Origin of the sequence: Chryseobacterium sp. Leaf180 (genome assembly GCF_001424585.1) — a bacterium.
In the GTDB taxonomy this organism is placed as follows: Bacteria; Bacteroidota; Bacteroidia; order Flavobacteriales; family Weeksellaceae; genus Chryseobacterium.
On sequence record NZ_LMPJ01000001.1, the window covers coordinates 1,136,108 to 1,155,499 of the forward strand.

22 protein-coding genes and 2 tRNA genes are annotated in these 19,392 nt (G+C 39.2%); 16 read left to right on the forward strand and 8 right to left on the reverse strand.

From position 1 onward, the window contains the following. Positions 1–4 precede the first annotated feature (4 nt). Positions 5–1,030 (forward strand): hypothetical protein, encoded by a 1,026-nt coding sequence (locus ASG01_RS05265; protein ID WP_131725321.1) that lies wholly within the window; start codon positions 5–7, stop codon positions 1,028–1,030. 107 nt (positions 1,031–1,137) lie between these two features. Then, positions 1,138–2,934 (forward strand): translation elongation factor 4, encoded by a 1,797-nt coding sequence (gene lepA / locus ASG01_RS05270; protein WP_055860916.1) that lies wholly within the window; start codon positions 1,138–1,140, stop codon positions 2,932–2,934. Positions 2,935–2,997: 63 nt separating this feature from the next. On the opposite strand, the gene ASG01_RS05275 is transcribed toward lepA, so the two are convergent. Further along, entirely contained in the window at positions 2,998–3,786 is a 789-nt protein-coding gene (locus tag ASG01_RS05275; protein WP_131725322.1) for a hypothetical protein, read from the reverse strand. Between the two features lie 42 nt (positions 3,787–3,828). Between ASG01_RS05275 and ASG01_RS05280 the strand changes: the two genes are divergently transcribed. The 4 genes from ASG01_RS05280 (at position 3,829) to ASG01_RS05295 (ending at position 6,850) form a co-directional block, all read left to right on the forward strand. Next, positions 3,829–4,515: an SIR2 family NAD-dependent protein deacylase gene (locus tag ASG01_RS05280; RefSeq protein ID WP_055860921.1), complete on the forward strand. Its 687-nt coding sequence runs from the start codon at positions 3,829–3,831 to the stop codon at positions 4,513–4,515. A 67-nt stretch (positions 4,516–4,582) separates the two neighbouring features. Further along, complete coding sequence (locus ASG01_RS05285; RefSeq protein ID WP_055860922.1) at positions 4,583–5,002, forward strand: SufE family protein; 420 nt, start codon at positions 4,583–4,585, stop codon at positions 5,000–5,002. A gap of 1 nt (position 5,003) precedes the next feature. Then, entirely contained in the window at positions 5,004–5,969 is a 966-nt protein-coding gene (locus ASG01_RS05290) for a glycosyltransferase family 9 protein (protein ID WP_238584504.1), read from the forward strand. Positions 5,970–5,971: 2 nt separating this feature from the next. Beyond that, positions 5,972–6,850, forward strand: coding sequence for a glycosyltransferase family 2 protein (locus ASG01_RS05295; protein WP_055860927.1), 879 nt, complete (start codon positions 5,972–5,974; stop codon positions 6,848–6,850). Between the two features lie 31 nt (positions 6,851–6,881). Here ASG01_RS05295 and ASG01_RS05300 read toward each other — a convergent pair. The 3 genes from ASG01_RS05300 to ASG01_RS05310 form a co-directional block, all read right to left on the reverse strand. Next, a tRNA-Val gene (locus ASG01_RS05300) sits at positions 6,882–6,956 on the reverse strand. Between the two features lie 33 nt (positions 6,957–6,989). After that, positions 6,990–7,064, reverse strand: a tRNA-Val gene (locus ASG01_RS05305). Positions 7,065–7,107: 43 nt separating this feature from the next. After that, positions 7,108–8,349 carry a bifunctional folylpolyglutamate synthase/dihydrofolate synthase gene (locus tag ASG01_RS05310; RefSeq protein ID WP_055860930.1) on the reverse strand — a complete coding sequence of 414 codons (1,242 nt, stop codon included), beginning with the start codon at positions 8,347–8,349 and terminating at the stop codon, positions 7,108–7,110. Between the two features lie 96 nt (positions 8,350–8,445). On the opposite strand from ASG01_RS05310, the gene ASG01_RS05315 reads away from it, so the two are divergent. The 5 genes from ASG01_RS05315 to ASG01_RS05335 are packed head-to-tail and all read left to right on the forward strand — an operon-like array spanning position 8,446 to position 12,652. Next, positions 8,446–9,786, forward strand: a complete 1,341-nt coding sequence (locus ASG01_RS05315) for a TolC family protein (protein ID WP_055860934.1) — start codon at positions 8,446–8,448, stop codon at positions 9,784–9,786. A 3-nt stretch (positions 9,787–9,789) separates the two neighbouring features. After that, positions 9,790–10,380 (forward strand): SprT-like domain-containing protein, encoded by a 591-nt coding sequence (locus ASG01_RS05320; protein ID WP_055860938.1) that lies wholly within the window; start codon positions 9,790–9,792, stop codon positions 10,378–10,380. A 1-nt stretch (position 10,381) separates the two neighbouring features. After that, a complete protein-coding gene (locus ASG01_RS05325; RefSeq protein WP_055860940.1) occupies positions 10,382–11,464 on the forward strand; it encodes a mannose-1-phosphate guanylyltransferase in 1,083 nt (360 codons plus the stop codon). A 15-nt stretch (positions 11,465–11,479) separates the two neighbouring features. Continuing rightward, on the forward strand, positions 11,480–12,148 hold the full coding sequence (locus tag ASG01_RS05330; protein WP_055860942.1) for a hypothetical protein: 669 nt from the start codon (positions 11,480–11,482) through the stop codon (positions 12,146–12,148). Next, positions 12,149–12,652: a GNAT family N-acetyltransferase gene (locus tag ASG01_RS05335; RefSeq protein ID WP_055860944.1), complete on the forward strand. Its 504-nt coding sequence runs from the start codon at positions 12,149–12,151 to the stop codon at positions 12,650–12,652. An 11-nt stretch (positions 12,653–12,663) separates the two neighbouring features. Here the strand turns inward: ASG01_RS05335 and bcp are convergent, their stop codons facing one another. Next, positions 12,664–13,113: a thioredoxin-dependent thiol peroxidase gene (gene bcp / locus ASG01_RS05340; RefSeq protein ID WP_055860953.1), complete on the reverse strand. Its 450-nt coding sequence runs from the start codon at positions 13,111–13,113 to the stop codon at positions 12,664–12,666. Between the two features lie 32 nt (positions 13,114–13,145). Here bcp and ASG01_RS05345 point away from each other — a divergent pair, with 32 nt between their 5' ends. Continuing rightward, the gene (locus ASG01_RS05345; RefSeq protein WP_055860956.1) at positions 13,146–13,766 is read left to right on the forward strand and encodes an endonuclease III domain-containing protein; all 621 of its coding nucleotides are present in this window, start codon (positions 13,146–13,148) and stop codon (positions 13,764–13,766) included. 13 nt (positions 13,767–13,779) lie between these two features. Here ASG01_RS05345 and ASG01_RS05350 read toward each other — a convergent pair whose 3' ends face one another. Then, positions 13,780–14,328, reverse strand: coding sequence for a hypothetical protein (locus ASG01_RS05350; RefSeq protein ID WP_055860960.1), 549 nt, complete (start codon positions 14,326–14,328; stop codon positions 13,780–13,782). 52 nt (positions 14,329–14,380) lie between these two features. Next, positions 14,381–16,177 (reverse strand): DUF885 domain-containing protein, encoded by a 1,797-nt coding sequence (locus ASG01_RS05355; RefSeq protein WP_055860963.1) that lies wholly within the window; start codon positions 16,175–16,177, stop codon positions 14,381–14,383. A gap of 165 nt (positions 16,178–16,342) precedes the next feature. Here ASG01_RS05355 and ASG01_RS05360 point away from each other — a divergent pair, with 165 nt between their 5' ends. From ASG01_RS05360 to ASG01_RS05375, 4 genes are all read left to right on the forward strand, one after another. Beyond that, positions 16,343–16,804: a hypothetical protein gene (locus ASG01_RS05360; protein ID WP_055860966.1), complete on the forward strand. Its 462-nt coding sequence runs from the start codon at positions 16,343–16,345 to the stop codon at positions 16,802–16,804. Between the two features lie 168 nt (positions 16,805–16,972). Next, a complete protein-coding gene (locus ASG01_RS05365; RefSeq protein WP_055860968.1) occupies positions 16,973–17,677 on the forward strand; it encodes a MotA/TolQ/ExbB proton channel family protein in 705 nt (234 codons plus the stop codon). A gap of 9 nt (positions 17,678–17,686) precedes the next feature. After that, positions 17,687–18,082, forward strand: coding sequence for an ExbD/TolR family protein (locus tag ASG01_RS05370; protein ID WP_055860971.1), 396 nt, complete (start codon positions 17,687–17,689; stop codon positions 18,080–18,082). Between the two features lie 3 nt (positions 18,083–18,085). Further along, positions 18,086–18,958 carry a hypothetical protein gene (locus tag ASG01_RS05375; protein ID WP_055860974.1) on the forward strand — a complete coding sequence of 291 codons (873 nt, stop codon included), beginning with the start codon at positions 18,086–18,088 and terminating at the stop codon, positions 18,956–18,958. A 16-nt stretch (positions 18,959–18,974) separates the two neighbouring features. Here the strand turns inward: ASG01_RS05375 and ASG01_RS05380 are convergent, their stop codons facing one another. Continuing rightward, positions 18,975–19,367 (reverse strand): hypothetical protein, encoded by a 393-nt coding sequence (locus ASG01_RS05380; protein WP_055860977.1) that lies wholly within the window; start codon positions 19,365–19,367, stop codon positions 18,975–18,977. Positions 19,368–19,392: the final 25 nt, after the last annotated feature.

Genomic DNA, 19,392 nt, shown 5'->3' on the forward strand with positions numbered 1-19,392 from the left:
AAATATGAAAAAACTAATTGTATTTCTTTTGTTCACATCGATGTTCTCCGCGCAGAACAGAGGAATTCTTGAAATCAAAGAAGACCTGAAGGACAAACAAGGTCTTACCAAATCACTCAGTTTTATTGATGCAAGATCTGATAAAACAATTGGAGCGATTGACTCAAAAGGTAAAACTGAAGAAATCGCTTTTGGGCAAAAGGACTTGAATGCCTTTTTTAATAAAAAATTTCAGGACGATAATAAAAAATTTGGTAATAATGACATCGTAATAATGCTTGAAGATCTTAAACTGAAATCTGAACCAGATGGCAAGTATTCAAAGATTACTTATCATATAAAAATATCAAGTTTTATTAAAAGAAACGATCGGTACTACTTTGTAAACCGCATTGATAATTCCATTTTGCGTTATTTTCCGACAACATACGCTCCAGAAATGGCTACTGAGGCATTAGCTCAGATCACTAATTTATTTATAAGAGAATCTTATGCGCATCCTGCAATGCGTACGATGATACCGGAAGATAAGCTGGCAGATTATGAGAACATCATTATTAAAAATAGTAAGTTATTTTCTACACCGGAATTACCGAAAGGTGTATATTCCTCTTACAAACAATTATTAGATCTGCAGCCCGAAAAAGGATTTTTCACCGTTAAAAATAATAAGGGAAAAGTGGTCAATATAAAAAACGGACAGGATCTTACCGTTCCGATGCGGGAAATATATGGCTTTATTGAAGATAATAAAATATCTGTGATGACGCTTGTTGGTCTGCTTGATGTTGAGCGTGATGATAAAGGCATGTACATCATCACATCGCGGGTCGAGCAAACGCCGCAGGATAATAGCAGTATTATGATTGGTGCAATGGCATATGGTTTTGTAGGCGTAGGTCTTGCAGCAATTCTTACCTCAGGATTGAATAAAAGAAAAAAAGGCGATACTCAGTTATATAAAGTTTACATCGATTCGCTCACCGGTAATCTTATTTTTCCCTGGACAGAAAACTATGTTGCAATATAGCGTTTTGAAACAGATATAAAATGATGGTGAAAACTGCTTTAAGACAAGGGAAATTAAAAAATCATTTGTGAAGCATTTTCTTATCTTTGCAAATTACAGAATTCTTAATGAAAAACATACGAAATTTTTGCATAATTGCCCATATCGACCACGGTAAATCTACTTTGGCAGACCGTCTTTTGGAGTACACCAATACGGTGACTCAGAGAGAATTACAGTCTCAGACGCTCGATGATATGGATTTGGAAAAAGAACGTGGGATCACGATAAAATCTCACGCCATCCAGATGGATTATGAGCTTAATGGCGAAAAATATATTTTAAACCTTATCGATACACCGGGACACGTAGATTTTTCTTACGAAGTTTCCCGTTCGATTGCGGCTTGTGAAGGTGCGCTTCTTATTGTGGATGCTGCGCAAAGTATTCAGGCACAGACGATTAGTAATTTGTATCTGGCTTTAGAAAACGATCTGGAAATTATTCCGATTCTGAATAAAATTGACCTTCCATCAGCCAATCCTGAAGAAGTTACCGACGAAATTATGGGACTGATCGGGTGTAAATATGAAGATGTTCTTCGTGTTTCAGGGAAAACCGGTGAAGGTGTTCATGATTTGTTGGAGCAGATTGTAAAAAGAGTTCCGCCACCAGTGGGAGATCCTGATGCACCGCTTCAGGCTTTGATTTTTGACTCTGTTTATAATCCTTTCAGAGGAATTGAAGCGTATTTTAAAGTGGTTAACGGTAGAATTTCGAAAAACGAAAAGATCAAATTTTTCGCTACCGGAAAAGAGTATGGAGCAGACGAAGTGGGAACTTTGAAACTGAAGCAGGTACCGAAGAAAACGGTAGAATGTGGTGATGTAGGTTACATTATTTCCGGGATTAAAGATGCCCGTGAAGTGAAAGTGGGAGATACCATTACTTCTTTTGTAAACCCTGCTGCTGAGGCAATTGACGGTTTTGAGGAAGTAAAACCAATGGTTTTTGCAGGTATTTATCCTATAGAGTCTGAAGATTTTGAAGAATTAAGATTTTCACTTGAAAAATTAAGACTAAATGATGCCTCTTTGGTTTTCGAACCGGAAAGTTCTGCAGCATTAGGTTTCGGTTTCCGATGTGGATTCTTAGGAATGCTTCACATGGAAATTGTACAGGAAAGACTGGACAGAGAATTTAATATGGACGTGATCACGACCGTTCCCAACGTGTCGTATTTAGGATATTCTAAAAGAGAACCGGACGTTTCGATTTTGATTAACAACCCTTCTGAAATGATTGATCCCAATCTTTTGGACAGAGTGGAAGAGCCTTATATCAAGGCTTCCATTATTACAAAATCTGACTTTGTTGGATCGGTAATGACACTTTGTATCGAGAAAAGAGGTGAAATCGTCAACCAAAGTTATCTGACGGCAGACAGAGTAGAATTGACCTTCAATATGCCATTGGCTGAGGTTGTTTTCGACTTTTATGACCGTTTGAAATCTATTTCTAAAGGATATGCGTCATTCGATTATTCGCCAATCGGGATGCGTGCTTCAAAATTGGTAAAAATGGATATTCTGATCAACGGAGATATGGTGGATGCTTTATCGTCACTAATTCACGATTCAAATGCTTATTACATCGGTAAAAAGATGTGTGAAAAGCTTCGTGAACTGATCCCGAGACAGCAGTTTGATATCGCTGTTCAGGCCGCTTTGGGAGCGAAAGTTATCGCAAGAGAAACCATTAAAGCTTTAAGAAAAGACGTTACCGCAAAATGTTACGGTGGTGATATCTCAAGAAAGAGAAAACTGCTAGAAAAACAGAAGGAGGGTAAAAAGAAAATGAAGCAGATTGGTAGAGTAGAGGTGCCGCAATCGGCATTTATGGCTGTTTTGAAGCTGAATGACTAAAGAAGAGCCATGTAAAAAGGCAAAAGATAAAATTGAATCCGCAGAAATTTTCTGCGGATTTTTTTATTGTAGATAGTGAATAGATCTTTGATTTTTAATGATTTCTTCGTCGATTGAAATTTCAAATTCCTTTGATGTAGCTTTATGGAAAGAAATTTTTCCTTTTCGTTTGTGTCCTTTCTTTAAATGTGGATATGAGTAGATCAAAATTTCGTTTGGTTTTAATTCAAAATAGGGATTTTTAGGAGATCCCATTCCACATATTAAATAATCACTGTTTCTGATATATTGGAATTTCTTATCATTGAGAATATATAATCCAACTGCTTGTGCTTCGATGGGAATTCTCAGAGTTTTGGATGAAATATTTTTAATGAAAACAGGAAACGCTTTATATTTTTTTACTTCTTCTGTTTCGTAATTTCTTGCATAAAGGGGAATAGTATCCTTTTCTTTGACGATAATTTGAGTCGTTTGATTATTTATAGTCTTATATAAATCTTCTTCAGTTTCTTTAATTTGAATAGCTTCAGGATTAAAGAATGGTCTGTATATAAAATTGATAGAATCTTCAAAGTGTTTTCTAGCCTGCATATATTCTTCCGTGTTTTCATTAATTTTCGGCGGTGGGGGCGGTGGAGGAAAAATGTATTTATAGTACTTTACATTAATTACGGAGGCATCTTTACCAATATAAATTAAGTAAGTTCCCATTTCATTCATATCATCGTTAAAATTCTGAAAGCTCAATTTCTCTTCTTTTGGGAAACTCAAAACAATATCATCCGCAAAAGATTTTTCTTCCTTACAGCCTGTCACTAGCGCAATTAATATGTAAAGAAATTTCTTCAAGTATTTTTTCTAAAATTAAAAAATTAATTTTACATTAACTGTATGAAAAAACTCACAATTCTCAGCGGCGCCGGCATTAGTGCCGAAAGCGGTATCAAAACCTTTCGGGACGGCGATGGATTGTGGGAAAATCACCGCGTAGAAGATGTCGCAAGTCCGGAAGGGTGGAGAAAAAATCCGGAATTGGTGCTTGATTTTTATAACGAGAGACGCCGGCAACTGCATGAAGTTCATCCAAATAAAGCGCATTTTTTACTTGCTGAGCTTGAAAAGTATTTTGACGTGCAGATTATCACGCAAAACATCGATGATCTTCATGAGCGCGCAGGTTCTACAAAGGTTTTGCATCTGCATGGTGAACTGTTTAAATCCTGTTCGGAACGAAATAAAAACCAGATCTTTGATCAAAAAGAAGACATCAAATTGGGCAATTTAGCACCTGACGGTCATCAGTTGCGTCCGTTTATTGTATGGTTTGGTGAAGAGGTGCCCGCGATGACAGAAGCCCTGGAAATGACGAGTCATGCAGATATTTTCTTGGTGATCGGCACCTCGCTGCAGGTTTATCCCGCTGCAGGGCTCGTTCATGAAATTAATGACAGCTGTTTTTTAATCGTCATTAATCCCAACGAAACAGATTTTGGTTACGGTAAACGAGCCGTCGTTCTTAAAGAGACAGCTACAAAGGGCATGCAAATACTTTTTGATAAACTTCTTGATATGCAGTGATCTATCGAAAGCTCAGATCATACACCATCTTCCTCATTTTTGTATCTTTGCGTAAAGAATTTTGTACATGACCATTAAAGAAAAACAACAGGAATTGATCGATGATTTTGCTTTTCTTGACGACTGGGAGCAGAAATACGAATATATTATTGATCTTGGTAAAGAACTTAAAGGTTTGCCGGAAGACCAAAAGAAAGATGAAAATCTGATCAAAGGCTGCCAGAGCAAAGTGTGGATTGATGCAGAGTACAAAGATGGAAAACTCTTTTTTGAGGCAGATTCTGACGGTATTTTGCCAAAAGGCATTGTGTCTCTGCTTATGCGTGTGTACAGTGGCCATTCTACTCAGGAAATTTTAGATTCTGATTTTGATTTTATCTCAGAAATCGGCCTTCAAGAATTTCTTTCACCATCACGGGCCAACGGTCTTATGGCGATGACAAAACAGATCAAATTTTACGCAGTTGCTTTTCAACTAAAATCATAGTTTGACACGAATTTTAGCATACCGCTTCTCGGCATTTGGCGATGTGGCCATGACGGTGCCTGTCTTCAGAGAGTTTCTGGAGCAAAATCCCGGCGTGGAAATTACGATGGTTTCTCGCAGCGGTTTCGAAGGTCTTTTTGAAGGCATTCCAAACATCAGGTTTATAGGAATTGATCTTGATGATTATAAAGGTTTTTTTGGAATCAGAAGGCTTGCGAGAGAACTGGTGAAAGATTTCAAACCAGATTTTATTGCCGATCTTCATGATGTAATCCGCTCAAAAATTTTAGATAAAATATATACCAGAAGAGGTTTTAAAGTTTTTAAAATCAACAAGGGAAAAGAAGAAAAAGAGCATCTAACTGACGTCTGGAATCTTCAGAAAATGCAGCTGAAAAAAACCGTCGAGCGCTACGCAGATGTCTTCCGCGAAATGGGTTTTAAAGTTGAGCTTTCGCACAAACTCCGCTCGGGAAGTCATGATAAAGAAGGAATAGGTTTCGCGCCTTTTGCACAGCACACCGGAAAAATGCTTCCGCTCGAAAAATCATACGAACTGGTAAAAATTCTCGCTGAAAAGTATCCTGTCTATTTTTTTGGTGGCGGCACAGCGGAAACCGAAACATTAGAAGCCTGGGAAAATCAGATTCCCAACACAAAAAGTTTAGCCGGAAAACTCACCCTTTCAGAAGAATTATCACACATCAGAAATCTCGAACTGATGATTTCAATGGACTCTGCGAATATGCATCTTGCAAGCATTGTTGGAACACGATGCATTTCAATCTGGGGTTCTACGCATCCTTTTGCGGGATTTCTAGGTTTTGGGCAAAGTGAAGACGACACGGTACAAATTCACGATCTTACGTGCAGACCTTGTTCGGTTTTTGGTGATAAAGAATGCTTTCGCGGCGACTGGGCTTGCCTTGAAGAAATCAGCGTGCAGCAGATTATCGATAAAATTTAAATATGAAACTCTCGGTTTGCATTCCTGTCTATGATTTTGATGTGCGGCAACTTGTTTTTGATTTAAAAAAACAGATAGAACCGTATTCTGCCGACGCCGAAATTATTCTCATCGATGATGCTTCTCAAGAAAAATTCAGAAATCTAAATCAGGAATTATCAGATCACGTAAATCATTTCATTGTTCTTGAAGAAAATATCGGGCGGTCGCGCATCAGAAATCTTTTCCTGGAATATGCTGATGGCGATTTTTTGCTTTTCCTGGATTGTGATGTCCAGATTGATTCACCCCAATTTATTTCTAATTATCTTAAAATTGAGAATGAAAATCCTGAAACAGATGTGTTTTACGGGAATTTTAAAATAGATCAGCGTTTTAAACGTACGTTCCGAAACCGATATTCTGAAAAGAGGGAGATTTTTCATGAAGAAAGAAGTTCAGATTTCAGCTTGCTTAAAACGGTGAATTTCATGATTCGCAAATCACTGTTCTCGCAGTTTAAATTTGATGAAAAACTGCTACATTACGGCTATGAAGATTACGTCTTTGCGAAAGTTTTACAGGCAAATGAAGCCACATTTTCAGCTTTTCAAAATCCGATTATTCATGTTGATAATTCCTCAGCATCTGAATTTCTTCTGAAGTCGCAGACGGCAATAGAAACGCTTGTTTCGCTGCTTAATGATCCCAACCGTAGATATGTTCAGGATGTTAAGCTTGTAAAATGGGCGTTAAAAATTAAGAAATTACATGCTGAAAAGATCTTTTTAGTCTCTTACAAAATGATCAGTAAAAAGATTTTCTCAAATCTTTACTCAGATGACCCTAAAATATTTTTCTTTGATTTGTTTAAGCTGAATGAGCTTCTAAAAAGACTCTAAAAAAAATCTCCCAGTTTCCTGAGAGATTTTGTGGGCCCTGAGGGATTCGAACCCCCGACCCTCTGGGTGTAAACCAGATGCTCTGAACCAACTGAGCTAAGAGCCCTGAATTTTTTTGAAAGGTTTCAGTAAACCTTTGTGGGCCCTGAGGGATTCGAACCCCCGACCCTCTGGGTGTAAACCAGATGCTCTGAACCAACTGAGCTAAGAGCCCCACTACGATTTCTCGTTTTAAGTGGTGCAAATATACACTGATATTAGATACAGTGCAAGTTTTTTTCTAAAAATTCTCCCACTACAAAGTTGCTCCCGCCAACGAATATCAGATCATTTTCCGTAGCTTCTTGTTTTGCAGAAAGATAGGCCAGCTGCACAGTTTCAAAAATTTTATAATTTATTTTTGCCTTTTGTAGAAGATCCTCATATTCTTTGGGCGATCTGCCACGTTCATTGGCTGGTTTAGAGAAATAAAAGTGCGCATTTTCGGGCAGGATACGCATTACATCATCGATTTTTTTATCATTTACAAATCCTAAAACGACGTGTTTGTGTTTATCTATCTCGTTTAGCTGAGCGAAGACTTCTTCCAATCCAGCCTGATTGTGCGCGGTATCGCAAACCGTGAGTGGTTTATTTGAAAACTGATACCAACGGCCGATAAAACCTGTATTTTTCTGTACATTCAGTAATCCTTTTTCGATATTATCACCAGAAATTTTCAATACGGAATTTCTTAGCTGATCGATCATTGCCAAAACAACGCGGATATTTTTCTGCTGATATTTTCCTTTAAGATCGGTTTCAAAATTTGACGGAAATTCGCTGGCATCTATGAAAGGGGCATTTTCAGCTACGGCTTTTTCACGGAGAATATTTTTTACTTCATCAGTATGATCTCCAGAAATAACAGGAATATTTTTCTTGATGATTCCTGCTTTTTCAAACGCGATTTGAGCAATTGTATCGCCGAGAATATTCTGATGATCGAGCTGCACATTGGTGACCGCAGTGAGAATTGGTTTGATAATGTTGGTAGAATCTAAACGGCCGCCCAGTCCGACTTCAATAATGGCATAATCTACTTTTTTCTGATAAAAATATTCAAAAGCCATCACGGTTGTGAATTCAAAAAAAGAGGGCTGAATGTCTTCCGGAAGTTTTTTCAGTTTTAAAATAAAATCGTAAACAAATTCGCGGTCGCAGTTTTCACCGTTGATTTTTATTCTTTCGGTAAAATCGATGAGATGAGGCGAGTTGTACAGTCCTGTTTTGTAGCCGGCTTCCTGCAACACCGATGCGAGCATATTGCTGGTAGAGCCTTTGCCGTTGGTACCGCCGATGTGTATGCACGCCAGTTTTTCCTGCGGATTTCCAAAAAATGCACAAAGTCTTTTAATGTTGTCGAGGCCGGGTTTGTACGCTTTGATTCCCTGAGTCTGATAATTGGGTGCCTGTTGGAAAAGCCAGTCTACGGCCTGCTGGTACTGATCATTTGTCATAACACAAAATTCTCAAAACTTTTAAGAAAAACGCCAATATTTTTCTTTAAAATGTAACATTTTTTGGTTCTGAACGTCTAATGTAGAAAAACCGAAATGAGAAGAGTTTTTATCCTGATTTTGATGATTGCCGGCCTCGGCCTCAGTGCACAGAAAAAATGGTCGCTGCGCGAATGCGTCGATTATGCTGTGGAAAACAATCTGCAGGTCATTCAAAACGAATACTCGAAACAAATACAGGATGCCAACCTTAAAATTGCCAAGCGAAGCTATCTTCCATCGGTAAATGCAAGTATCATAAACAATGTGAGTTTTGGGCAAGCCTCGCTGGGAACGGGAAGTATACGTAATGACCGTTTCAGCAACAATGTAAATATAGGTGCTGATATGCTGCTTTTCAACTACGGCCGACTTGGGAAAATCGTGAGAAAAACGCAGTATGATGTAGAAGCGAGTCAGTTTGATATCGAAACCATTAAAAATGATATTTCGCTGCAGATTGCGCAGCAATATTTGAATACTCTTTTAAATAAGGCCATTGTAAAAATCGCCCAAAGCGCCACCGAAAATGCTAAAAAGCAATACGACCGCGCCACGATTACGACTGATGTCGGAACTACAGCTCAGACGGTAAAAGCAGAAGCACAGGCTGCGTGGGCGAGAGAAAAGCAAAACCTGAAGACTGCAGAAGTAAATGTCGGAAGAAGTCTTTTTGCGCTTGCACAGATTCTTCAGCTTGAAGATTATAAAAATTTTGATATTGACAATGTGGAGGTTGGCGATCAGCTGAGTCCGCAACTGGTGTCTACCGATGAGGTTCTGAAAACGGCATACGAAAATCAACCCCAGATAAAAGCTGCGCAAAGCCGTATCAAATCTGCAGAAGCGCAAACCACGGTTACCCGCACGGCATTTTGGCCTTCTATCACAGCAAATGTGGGCTTTGGAAATTTCTACAATAATCTCTTAAACTCAAATAATACGGGTTCCACAGCATTTTCTGTAAGTGAGAGAAGTTTTTTCCAGCAGTACAGCGACAATTTTGGTCAGCAGGGTGGAATCGCCGTGAGCATTCCGATTTTCAATAAAGGCGTGACAAGACTTCAGGTGGAGCAGGCAAAAATTAACGAAAATGTAGCGAAAGCAACTTTTGAACAGCAAAAACTGACGATCAGACAAAATGTACAGCAGGCGCAGTTTGATACTGATGCCAATTACGAAATTTATCTTGCAGCCGTAGAAGCTGAAAAAAGCACAAAACTGTCTTTAGATTTTGCTGAAAAATCATTTGGTGCAGGAAGATCAACTATTTTTGACGTTAATATTGCACGAAATAATTACGCAAATGCGCAAGGCTCAGTAGAACAGGCAAAATATAATTATTTATTTAGCTTAAAGCTGCTTAATTTCTACGCAGGCGTACCTTTGAGTCTTTAAAAAATGTCTGTCAATACACTTGAACGTTATCTTCCGGAAGACACTTTGCCGTTTCTGAAAAAGTGGTTTGAAGATCATACGATTCATATCAAAATTACAAAAAACCGAAATTCCAAACTTGGAGATTACCGCAAACTGCGTGATCTTTCGCATGAGATTACAATAAATTCAACGCTCGCACCGCAGCTTTTCTTTTTTGTGCTGACTCATGAACTGGCGCATCTTCTGGCCTTCGAAAAATTTGGGAGAAGAATTGCCGCGCACGGCAGAGAGTGGAAAATCACGTTCAGAAGTATGCTTCTTGAAAGTATCGATGTATATGATAATGAGCTGAAATCGATCATCTTAAAGTTTGCAAAATCGCCCAAAGCCAACTTCATGTCGAGCCCGGATCTGGTTAAATTTTTCCGCCCGGAAATGGAAGATGATCTCATGGTTTATATTGAAAATATTGAGAAAGGAAGCAAATTTCTGTACCGTGAGGAAGCGTACGTTTTAGAGGGTTTAATCAAAAAAAACTATCTTTGTATGCACCTGTCAACCGGAAGAAAATACGCTTTCCGACCGCTTGCAAGGGTAAAAAAATGCATTTAATATGTCAAAATCAGATAGATACTGTGTGATCATGGCAGGCGGAATCGGGAGCAGATTCTGGCCGCTCAGCACGCAGAAATTTCCGAAGCAGTTTCAGGATATTTTGGGAACCGGCCGTACGATGATTCAGCAGACGTACGACCGAATTCACAAAATGATTCCTGCCGAAAATATTTTCGTGATCACCAATGTAGAATACGTTAATATTTCGCATCAGCAGCTGCCTGATCTTCCTTTGGAAAATATTATTGGTGAGCCAATGATGAAAAATACGGCAGCCTGTAATTATTACATGGCAAGTAAAATCGCGGGAATTGATCCGAAAGCTACGATGGCTGTTTTGCCGGCAGATCATTTGATTTTGAAAGAAGATGCTTTTCTTGAAAAACTGGAGCTTGCATTTACTTTAGCCTCGAAAAATGAATTTTTGGTGACGCTAGGCATTACGCCAACAAGACCAGATACAGGTTATGGCTACATTCAGTTTGTAAATCAGGCCACGGAAGGGTATTTTAAAGTAAAAACTTTTACCGAAAAACCGATCCTTGAGATTGCGAAAAGCTTTCTTGAAAGTGGTGATTTTTTGTGGAATGCCGGAATTTTTATCTGGAACGTGGAAGCGATTCAGCATGCTTTCGAAAAGTTTCTCCCCGAGATGGTGCAGCAGTTTTCCATCTGCGAATATAATGCTGAAAATGAGAAAAGCTGTATCGAAACCATTTATCCAAAACTTCAGAAAATCTCGATTGACAACGGAATTCTTGAGCGCGCAAAAAATGTGTATGTAATTCCCGCAGATCTTGGCTGGAGTGATCTGGGAACATGGACTTCCGTTTTTGAAAACAGCGAAAAAGATGACTTTGATAACGCGGTAAATATTAAAAATGCGCTCACATACGATACGCAGGGAAATATTATTCACATAAAAAACAACAATAAAGCAATCGTGATAGACGGTTTGAAGGATTTTATCGTTGTAGATACAGACAAAGTACTGCTGATCTGCCCGCGTGAGCATGACCAAAACATCAAAGATTATGTGATGGATCTGAAAAATCTCAAAAAGGGAGACCGGTACATGTAAAAATCTGTACGTCTTATGAAAAATATTATACTTTACAGCCTGCTGATTTTCCTCATTTCAGGATCTGCAATTTCTGCACAGGAAAAGAAAAAATTTACCAGCATTGAGCAGGTTCTTGCCAGAATAACGCCGAATGATAAGGTTGATTATTGGGTTTTGGTGCACAATCTTTACGGTAAAAACAGGGAAGTGCGAAGTTCGGGTACAAAGAAGGATTATCTGCCGCAGTTTTCAGGTTTCAATATTGTACCGAATGAGAACAGCTTTTATTATATTGCCTATTCTCAGGCTGGGAAAACGTCATATATTACAACTTTAGAAGATCTCAAAACATTTATCGGAAAGGCAGACAATGCAGAAGAAGCGGCTTTGAAAGCTGTTTTTGAAGGATATTTTATTGATGAAGAATTTATCGATGTTGCTGCCAATTACCGTGAAGATACTAAGAATTTTTATCTCGATTTAGGTAAAATTACAATGACCGAATGTCCGTATCAGAAATCACATTTTATGCTTACTGTCGACAAGAAAAGTGGCGAAATCACTTCTGCAAAGGACAATGGTGCCTACATGGAATTGTACAATAAAAAGTGCAAAAACAACCCAAGGTTGCTGAAAATTGAGAAAAAAGAAGAGCCGAAAGAAGATCCCAAGAAAAAACAGCCCATAAAAAAGAAAAGATAAATGTACGAAACCGAACGTCTGATGATCCGGCCTTTTTCCGTAGAAGATGATGCAGAATTTCTGCTTGAACTGTACAATATGCCCGATTTCATTAAATATATAGGCGACAGGAAAATCCGTACGGTGGAAGATGCGCAGAATTATATAAAATCAAAATTTTTACCTCAAATCTCTCGTCTCGGTTTTGGAAACTGTGTGGTTTTGCTGAAAGAGAATTCAGAGAAAATCGGAGGTGTAGGAATCTTTGAGAGGGAAGGTTTGGATGTTGCGGATATTGGTTTTTCTGTCTTAAAAAAATACGAAGGTCAGGGTTTTATGTTTGAAGCTGCGCAGAAGTTAATGTCTGTAGTGCACGAAGATTTTGGTTTAAATAAAATCTCGGCGATCACCACAAAAGATAATTTTTCTTCGCAAAAATTAATTGAGAAGCTGGGCTTGAAATATCAGAAAATGGTAACTATTCCCGGCGATACTGAGGAACTGATGTATTTTGAAACGGAATAAAATTATTGAATCTACGCTTCAAGAATCTGATCAGCCGCTGTTTTTGAAGTCACCTTATCAATCACGCGCGTACAGATTCCGTTTTCATCAAAAATAAAAGTGGTTCGTACAATTCCCATATAGGTTTTACCAAAAGTGGTTTTCTCCTGCCAGACACCGAATTTTTCCAAAATCTCATGGCTTTCATCTGCCAGCAAATCATACGGAAAACCAAATTTGCTGTGAAAGTTTTTCTGCTTTTTCACAGAATCGCCACTGATGCCGATCACTTGATATCCGGCTTCCTTCAGTTTTTCAAAATGATCGCTAAGGTTGCACGCTTCCACGGTGCACGTTGGCGTATTTGCCTGCGGGTAAAAGAAAATAACCAGTTTTTTGCCTAAAAAATCTTTAGATTCTACGGTTTTGCCTTCCTGGTTGAGCGTTTTAAATTCGGGTAAGTGATCGCCTTTTTTCAGCATAAAGTTTATTTTTGTTCAAATTTAATGTTTGTATGACGAAAAAACAAAGGGCTGAACTTATTCAGGAGGAACTTGAGAAACTGTATCCGCTGGTTCCTGTGCCGCTTGATCATTACGATCCTTTTACCCTGATGGTAGCTGTCGCACTTTCGGCGCAGACAACCGATAAAAAAGTCAATCAGATTACGCCTGAACTTTTTGCCGTTGCCGGTACACCGCAGCGCATGGCGAGGCTTGAAGTGGAGCAGATCAAAGAACTCATCAGAGAAATCGGGCTGTCGAATGTGAAAGCTAAAAACCTCAAAAGGATGTCTGAACTTCTCCTTGAAAGACACGAAGGAATTGTTCCGCAAACCTATGAAGAGCTTGAGGCTTTACCCGGAATCGGGCACAAAACGGCGTCCGTGGTGATGAGTCAGGCTTTTGGATTTCCCGCTTTTCCTGTCGATACGCATATTCACCGCCTGATGACGCTCTGGAAACTCACTTCCGGTAAAAATGTAGTAGAAACCGAGCGCGACGCCAAGTTGCTTTGGAAAGAAAATGTCTGGAACAAACTTCACCTTCAGATCATCTATTACGGCCGAGAATTTTCGCCTGCACGCGGGAAAGGTGAGAAGGATTTTATTACGAAAATGCTGTTTGAGAAGTGAATATTAAGTGTGTTTATTGAATTGTAGTCCTGAAATATCCTCTCATCGTTTTTTCAATGTGATTTTCAATAAGTGTTCTATAATAAATACTTCCGTAGAGACTGTCGTTTTCAGTGAATTCAGATTTATTTAAAATCAGTTTTTGATCAACCGTCTTTGATGGCAAAAACTTTTCTTCATCTCTTAAAGTTTTTGGGTCGTAATCTCTTATAAAATACTTTCCGTCGAAAACTTTTATTAAAATACCATTTCCAAAATAACCGTTGCTGTTGTTGAGAATGATATTTAAAGTATCATTTTTGCAGATCGCTGAGCACTTGTAATTTTCAAATTTGGCAGAAATACCAAGCGCGCCTGATGTCTGTAAAATGTATGCAGATCTTGTTTTATTTTCAATTAATTCCTTTTTATACAGCCGTAATTCCGGGAGTTTCGATAAAATCTTAAGGGTATCGTTCTGATGTAGATTTTTATCAACGATAAATGAGTCGTAAGATTTTACTTCATCAGGTTTGCAGCTGATAAATAAGTTGAAGGCAATCAGGCAAATAAATTTTTGCAATTATTTTATTGTGTGTGTAATTATTTCCTTTAAAAATTTTCTGAGATTAAAATCACTTCTGATTCTTCGCCCAAAGCGCCATTTTACGGTCCAGAACATCCAAAGGCAAACATCCCTGATTCAAAATTTCATCATGAAACTTCGCCAAATTAAATTTACTCCCAAGCTCTTTTGTGTATTTTTCACGCAGTTCGCGTATTCTCAGCGACCCGATTTTATAGCCTAAAGCCTGTCCGGGAATCGCCATATACCGCTCTACTTCGGCTGTAGCACTGGCTTCATCGTACGAAACGTTACTCAGAAAATATTTTATGGCTTCCTCACGGGACATCTTGCCTGTATGTAAACCGGTGTCAATAACCAGTCGCACTGCACGCAGCATCTGATCGCTCAGATAACCCATTTTCTGGTAAGGATCGGTATACAAACCGAATTCCGGGCCGAGCGTTTCGCAGTAATGCGCCCAGCCTTCACCGTATGCAGTAAACCATCCGAAGCGCATAAATTTTGGCAGTTTCGTATTTTCCTGCTGCAGCGAAAACTGATAATGATGTCCGGGAATGGCTTCATGCAGAAACAGAGATTCCATGCCGGAAGTCACGTTAAATTTGGAAGGATCGGGAATGGGAATATAGAAAATTCCCGGGCGCTTACCATCCGGCGTTCCCTGGATATATTCGGCGCTGGCACTCGCTTCACGAAATTTTTCGGTCTGCCGGATCTCAAAACCGGTTTTTGGTGTCACCGAAAACATGCTTTTCAGTTTCGGTGTAATCTTTTCTAAAATTCCGTTGAAGCCTGCCAGAACTTCCTGCGGCGTTTTATAAGGCATCGCTTTAGAATCAGATTTTACATGTGTAATAAATTCTTCCAGCGTTCCTTTAAAGCCAATCTGCTGCTGCACTTTCTGCATTTCTCCACGAAGCATTGCCACTTGTTGCAGTCCGATTTTGTTAATTTCTGCCGGCGTTTTATTGGTTGTAGTTGATGATCTTGCGTAAAAAGCATACGCTTTATCACCATTTGGCAGCGTGTTGTAACCGTCTGTGCTTCGTGCTTTCGGCAAATACTCTTTCTCGAGAAAACTGCCCATATTCTGGTAGGCGGGAATGATATTTTCGGTCACCGATTTTTTAAACAAAGCAGTCAGACGCTCTTTGTCTTCCGCAGAAAAATCTGTCGGAAACTTCCGCACCGGACCATAAAATATATTTTTATTGAAATCTGCCGACGTGATTTCAGAAGCGCGCATCTGCGGAATCATTTTCAACACCAGTTTTTTAGGCAAAACATTACCGGTAGAAATTCCTTTTCTGAAATTCTCTGTCGCCGCGCTCATCCACGCCGGAAACTGCTGCATTCTCTTGAGCCAGTCTTCATATTCTTTCACGGTTTTAAAAGGCTGACTCCCTTCACCACTTCCCAAAAGAGGAAAACTGAGCGGCAAGCCACCCATTTGATGAAACGGAATATATTCCGGGTGAAATCCGTACGCTTCAATACGTTCGTTCAGCGTATATTTTAAAACATCATAAACGGTTTTGTGATCATTAGTCAGATCATTGTACGATACATTTTTCATTTTTTCCAGCACAGATTTGCAGAAATTAACATCCCTGTCGATAAATTCCTGCGAAAAATTGATCGGTAGCTGATCATTATAACGGAGATCGCCTTGTGATGTCGCTTCGAGAGGAAACATTTTCAGATAATTTTCGTAATAATCCGCCGCAATTCTGTTGAGGTTTGCAGACTGAGATTCGGCGGTTTTTGCTTCATATTTTTTGCAGGAACCGGCAGCAAAAGCGACAGACAAACTTAGGAAAGAACGGACGATAATTTTTTTCATAAAAAAGATCTTATGCACACAAATGTAGAAAATTAATCAGCACATTTGCAGAGATGCTTTTGTGAAGAAAAATTATTTTCAAAAAATTTTTCACAGTCGCGTATTTTTTTATCTTTGCTCAAAACGATTATCAGTCAAATTATTACCGTTCTTTTTTAAGAAATAATGAAAGGGATTTTAAAAATATACCACCCAGAAGAAACATTAAAATACAATATAAAAAATACGTACTGCAAGGCTGTATACAGCAATCAGCAACATTTTTTAGAGGTAGAGGTCATTACAGACGAAAGTTTGGATCATGTAGACGACGATTCTTTGCAGTACAATTATCCGCAGCTGGCGTTTAAAATTTACGATTTCCCGATCGAAAGTGACGAGATCAGCGGAAAAACAATTAACGTAGATGATACGGTTGACGAGATATACACCGAAGCCGATCTTTACTGTGATGATGACGCCGTTTTATACGGAAGCGAACTGATTTTTTCTGACGACGAGCAGGGCGATCTCCAGGTAATCTGGAAGGGCGAAATTGATGATTTCTACACAAGATCAGACACGCCGCTGCCTTTCAGGCTGAAGTGCAGTCTGAAGCCGGACGAGATTCTCATCGACGAAGAATAATTCTAATTTTTTGATACTAAAATCATGTGCTTTTCAGCGTTTTGCCTGAAAGGTGCATTTTCTTTGTTCTGAAAACCTTGTAACGGCTACATTTAAGGTTATTTTAAGACAAGATTTGATAATAATCTTTTATTTTTGCCGTTCACAACCTTTATAAACAATAGATTGATGCTGACAGCGGAACTTACTCAGATTTTTGTCGCGCAGGCGGCAGTCGCCCAAACGGCGGCAGGCCAGACCGAATTTTCTTTTTGGGACATTCTTTTTCATGGCGGCATATTTGCCAAAATCGTAATGGTAACGGTGCTCACACTGGGCGTTTTCTCGGTTTATCTTTTCTTCGAAAGATTTTTCTTTATTAAAAGAATGACCACGAAAACCGACTCCAACTTTATGAATAATATTGAGGATTTCATTCGCGACGGAAAGATAGAAGCGGCCGCAGATTATTGCAAAACGCAGAATTCACCCGAATCAAGAATTTTAGAAAAAGGAATTTCACGATTAGGAAGACCGGTTTCGGATATCGTAAGCGCGATGGAATCTCAGGCTCAAATTGAGGTCGCCAACATGGAAAAAAACCTGAATCTACTTTCTGTGGTTCCAAGTATCGCTCCGATGCTCGGTCTTTTGGGAACGGTAATCGGGATGATTATTGCTTTCTTTGACCTTTCACATGCAGAAGGCGCATTTTCACCAAAGACTTTGTCAGAAGGTATTTACACAGCTTTAGGACAAACAGCAGTTGGTCTTGCCGTGGCAATTCCGGCAAACTTTTTTTATAATATACTGCTGACGAGAATTGATAAATTTGTTTTGAGAGCACAGAATGTATCGGGTGAATTTTTAGATATCATCAATAAACCTTTATAAAAAGACACGATGAAAATCCAGAGAAGAAACAAAGCCCATCCGGAATTTAGCCTCGCAGCGATGACCGACGTTATCTTGCTGATGCTTATTTTCTTTATGATCACGTCGTCTGCAGCCAACCAAAGCGCGATTGATGTGAAACTTCCGCAAACAGGGAGTGTAGAGAATAACATTCCGAATCCGATGACGGTGACGGTAAAACCTGACGGATCATATTACGTGGATGACCGGCCGACTGATAAAAATACGGTTGAACAGACAATTGTGAATGATCTTAAAGCTAAATCAGCAAAATCATTTACCATTCGCGCAGATGAAAATACGCTGCATAAAGACGTTGTTTTCTTGATGGAAATCGCCGAAAAATATAAACTGAATATCGCGATCGCTACGGTAAAAGAATAAATCATGAGAGGCTATACGATAAATAAAAACGAGGAAAATAAGGACAGGATAAAAAGTGCAGTACTTTCTGTCGCGATCTGGTCTGCCATTCTGCTTTTTGTTTTTATTTATAAAATGAAACCTTCAGAGCATGTAAAGGAAGCGGAAATTGTTACTACCATGCTGGTGAATTTTGGCGATAACCGAAATGGCGAAGGTTTGGAAGAACCTGCCAATCAGGAAGGAAGTTTGGCGGCAGCTACGGAGGAGCCGAGTGAAACTGCTGAAGCTGCTGTTACCGAAACCCGAACGGCACTTACTGAAGCGCAGCCTGAAGCCAAAAAATCGGATGCGAAAGAGAAAATCATTACCGGAACCAACGATAAAATGAAAGTTGCCAAAAAGGAAGACAGTAAGAAAGAATCGAAAACATCATCCTCATCAGCGACAAAAAATACCAAAAGCAACGCTGCGAAAACCAATGCCTCAAACGGGCGCGGTGACGGACGCGGAAACGCAGCCATCGGAAATCTTCTCAACGGGCGTGGCAAAAACCCTGGAAATCAGGGCAACGGAAAAGGTCCGGGAAATCTCGGTGATCCGTTGGGCGGCGATGGTTATGGTGACAGCAAAATAGGAATTAACCGCGGTCTGACTGATTTTATTCCTGGCACAATGGGAAAAGGAGGAACGCAGCCAAGTCATAAATGTACAGCCGAAGGTTCAGTAACGATTGCATACAAAGTTGATAAAGCAGGAAATGTAATCTCTGCAAGTCGGTCGGGTGGCATTTCAGATCCGTGTGTGGTTTCTACGGCAGTCGGCTGGGTGAAGCAGTATGTGAAAGCCGAGCGCGCTCCGGTTTCTTCCACAGGAACGTATAAGATTACCTTTTAATAAACAGAAAAGCACTTTATTCAAGTGCTTTTTTTACGTCGCTTATTCTGTTGATAATGGGAAGCGCAAAAATGCCGCTGGTCTGTAAATACAATTCGTAAAAGGTTTTTGCTTTATCCAGAAAATCATTGTTCTTTAGTACTTTCCCATTGTAATAGAACAGGTTTCCGAGCATTTCGTAATAATCTTTGTGATCTCTTTCCTGTCTTTCTTTTACAATTTCAATTATTTCTTCCTTTGGCTTTGCTGAAAGTGCTGCAAAATCAAATTTAAAAATATCTTTCATTAAAGAATCAAAATCGAGTTCTTTCTGCATGAGACTTTCTTCGGGTTTGTCTAAAATCAGCTTTTCCAGTGCCTGAGAAAGCTGACGGATGAGTCTTAGCGTGAATTCTTTATCGGTGATCATTAGGTATTATTTAAAATTAAAGGTT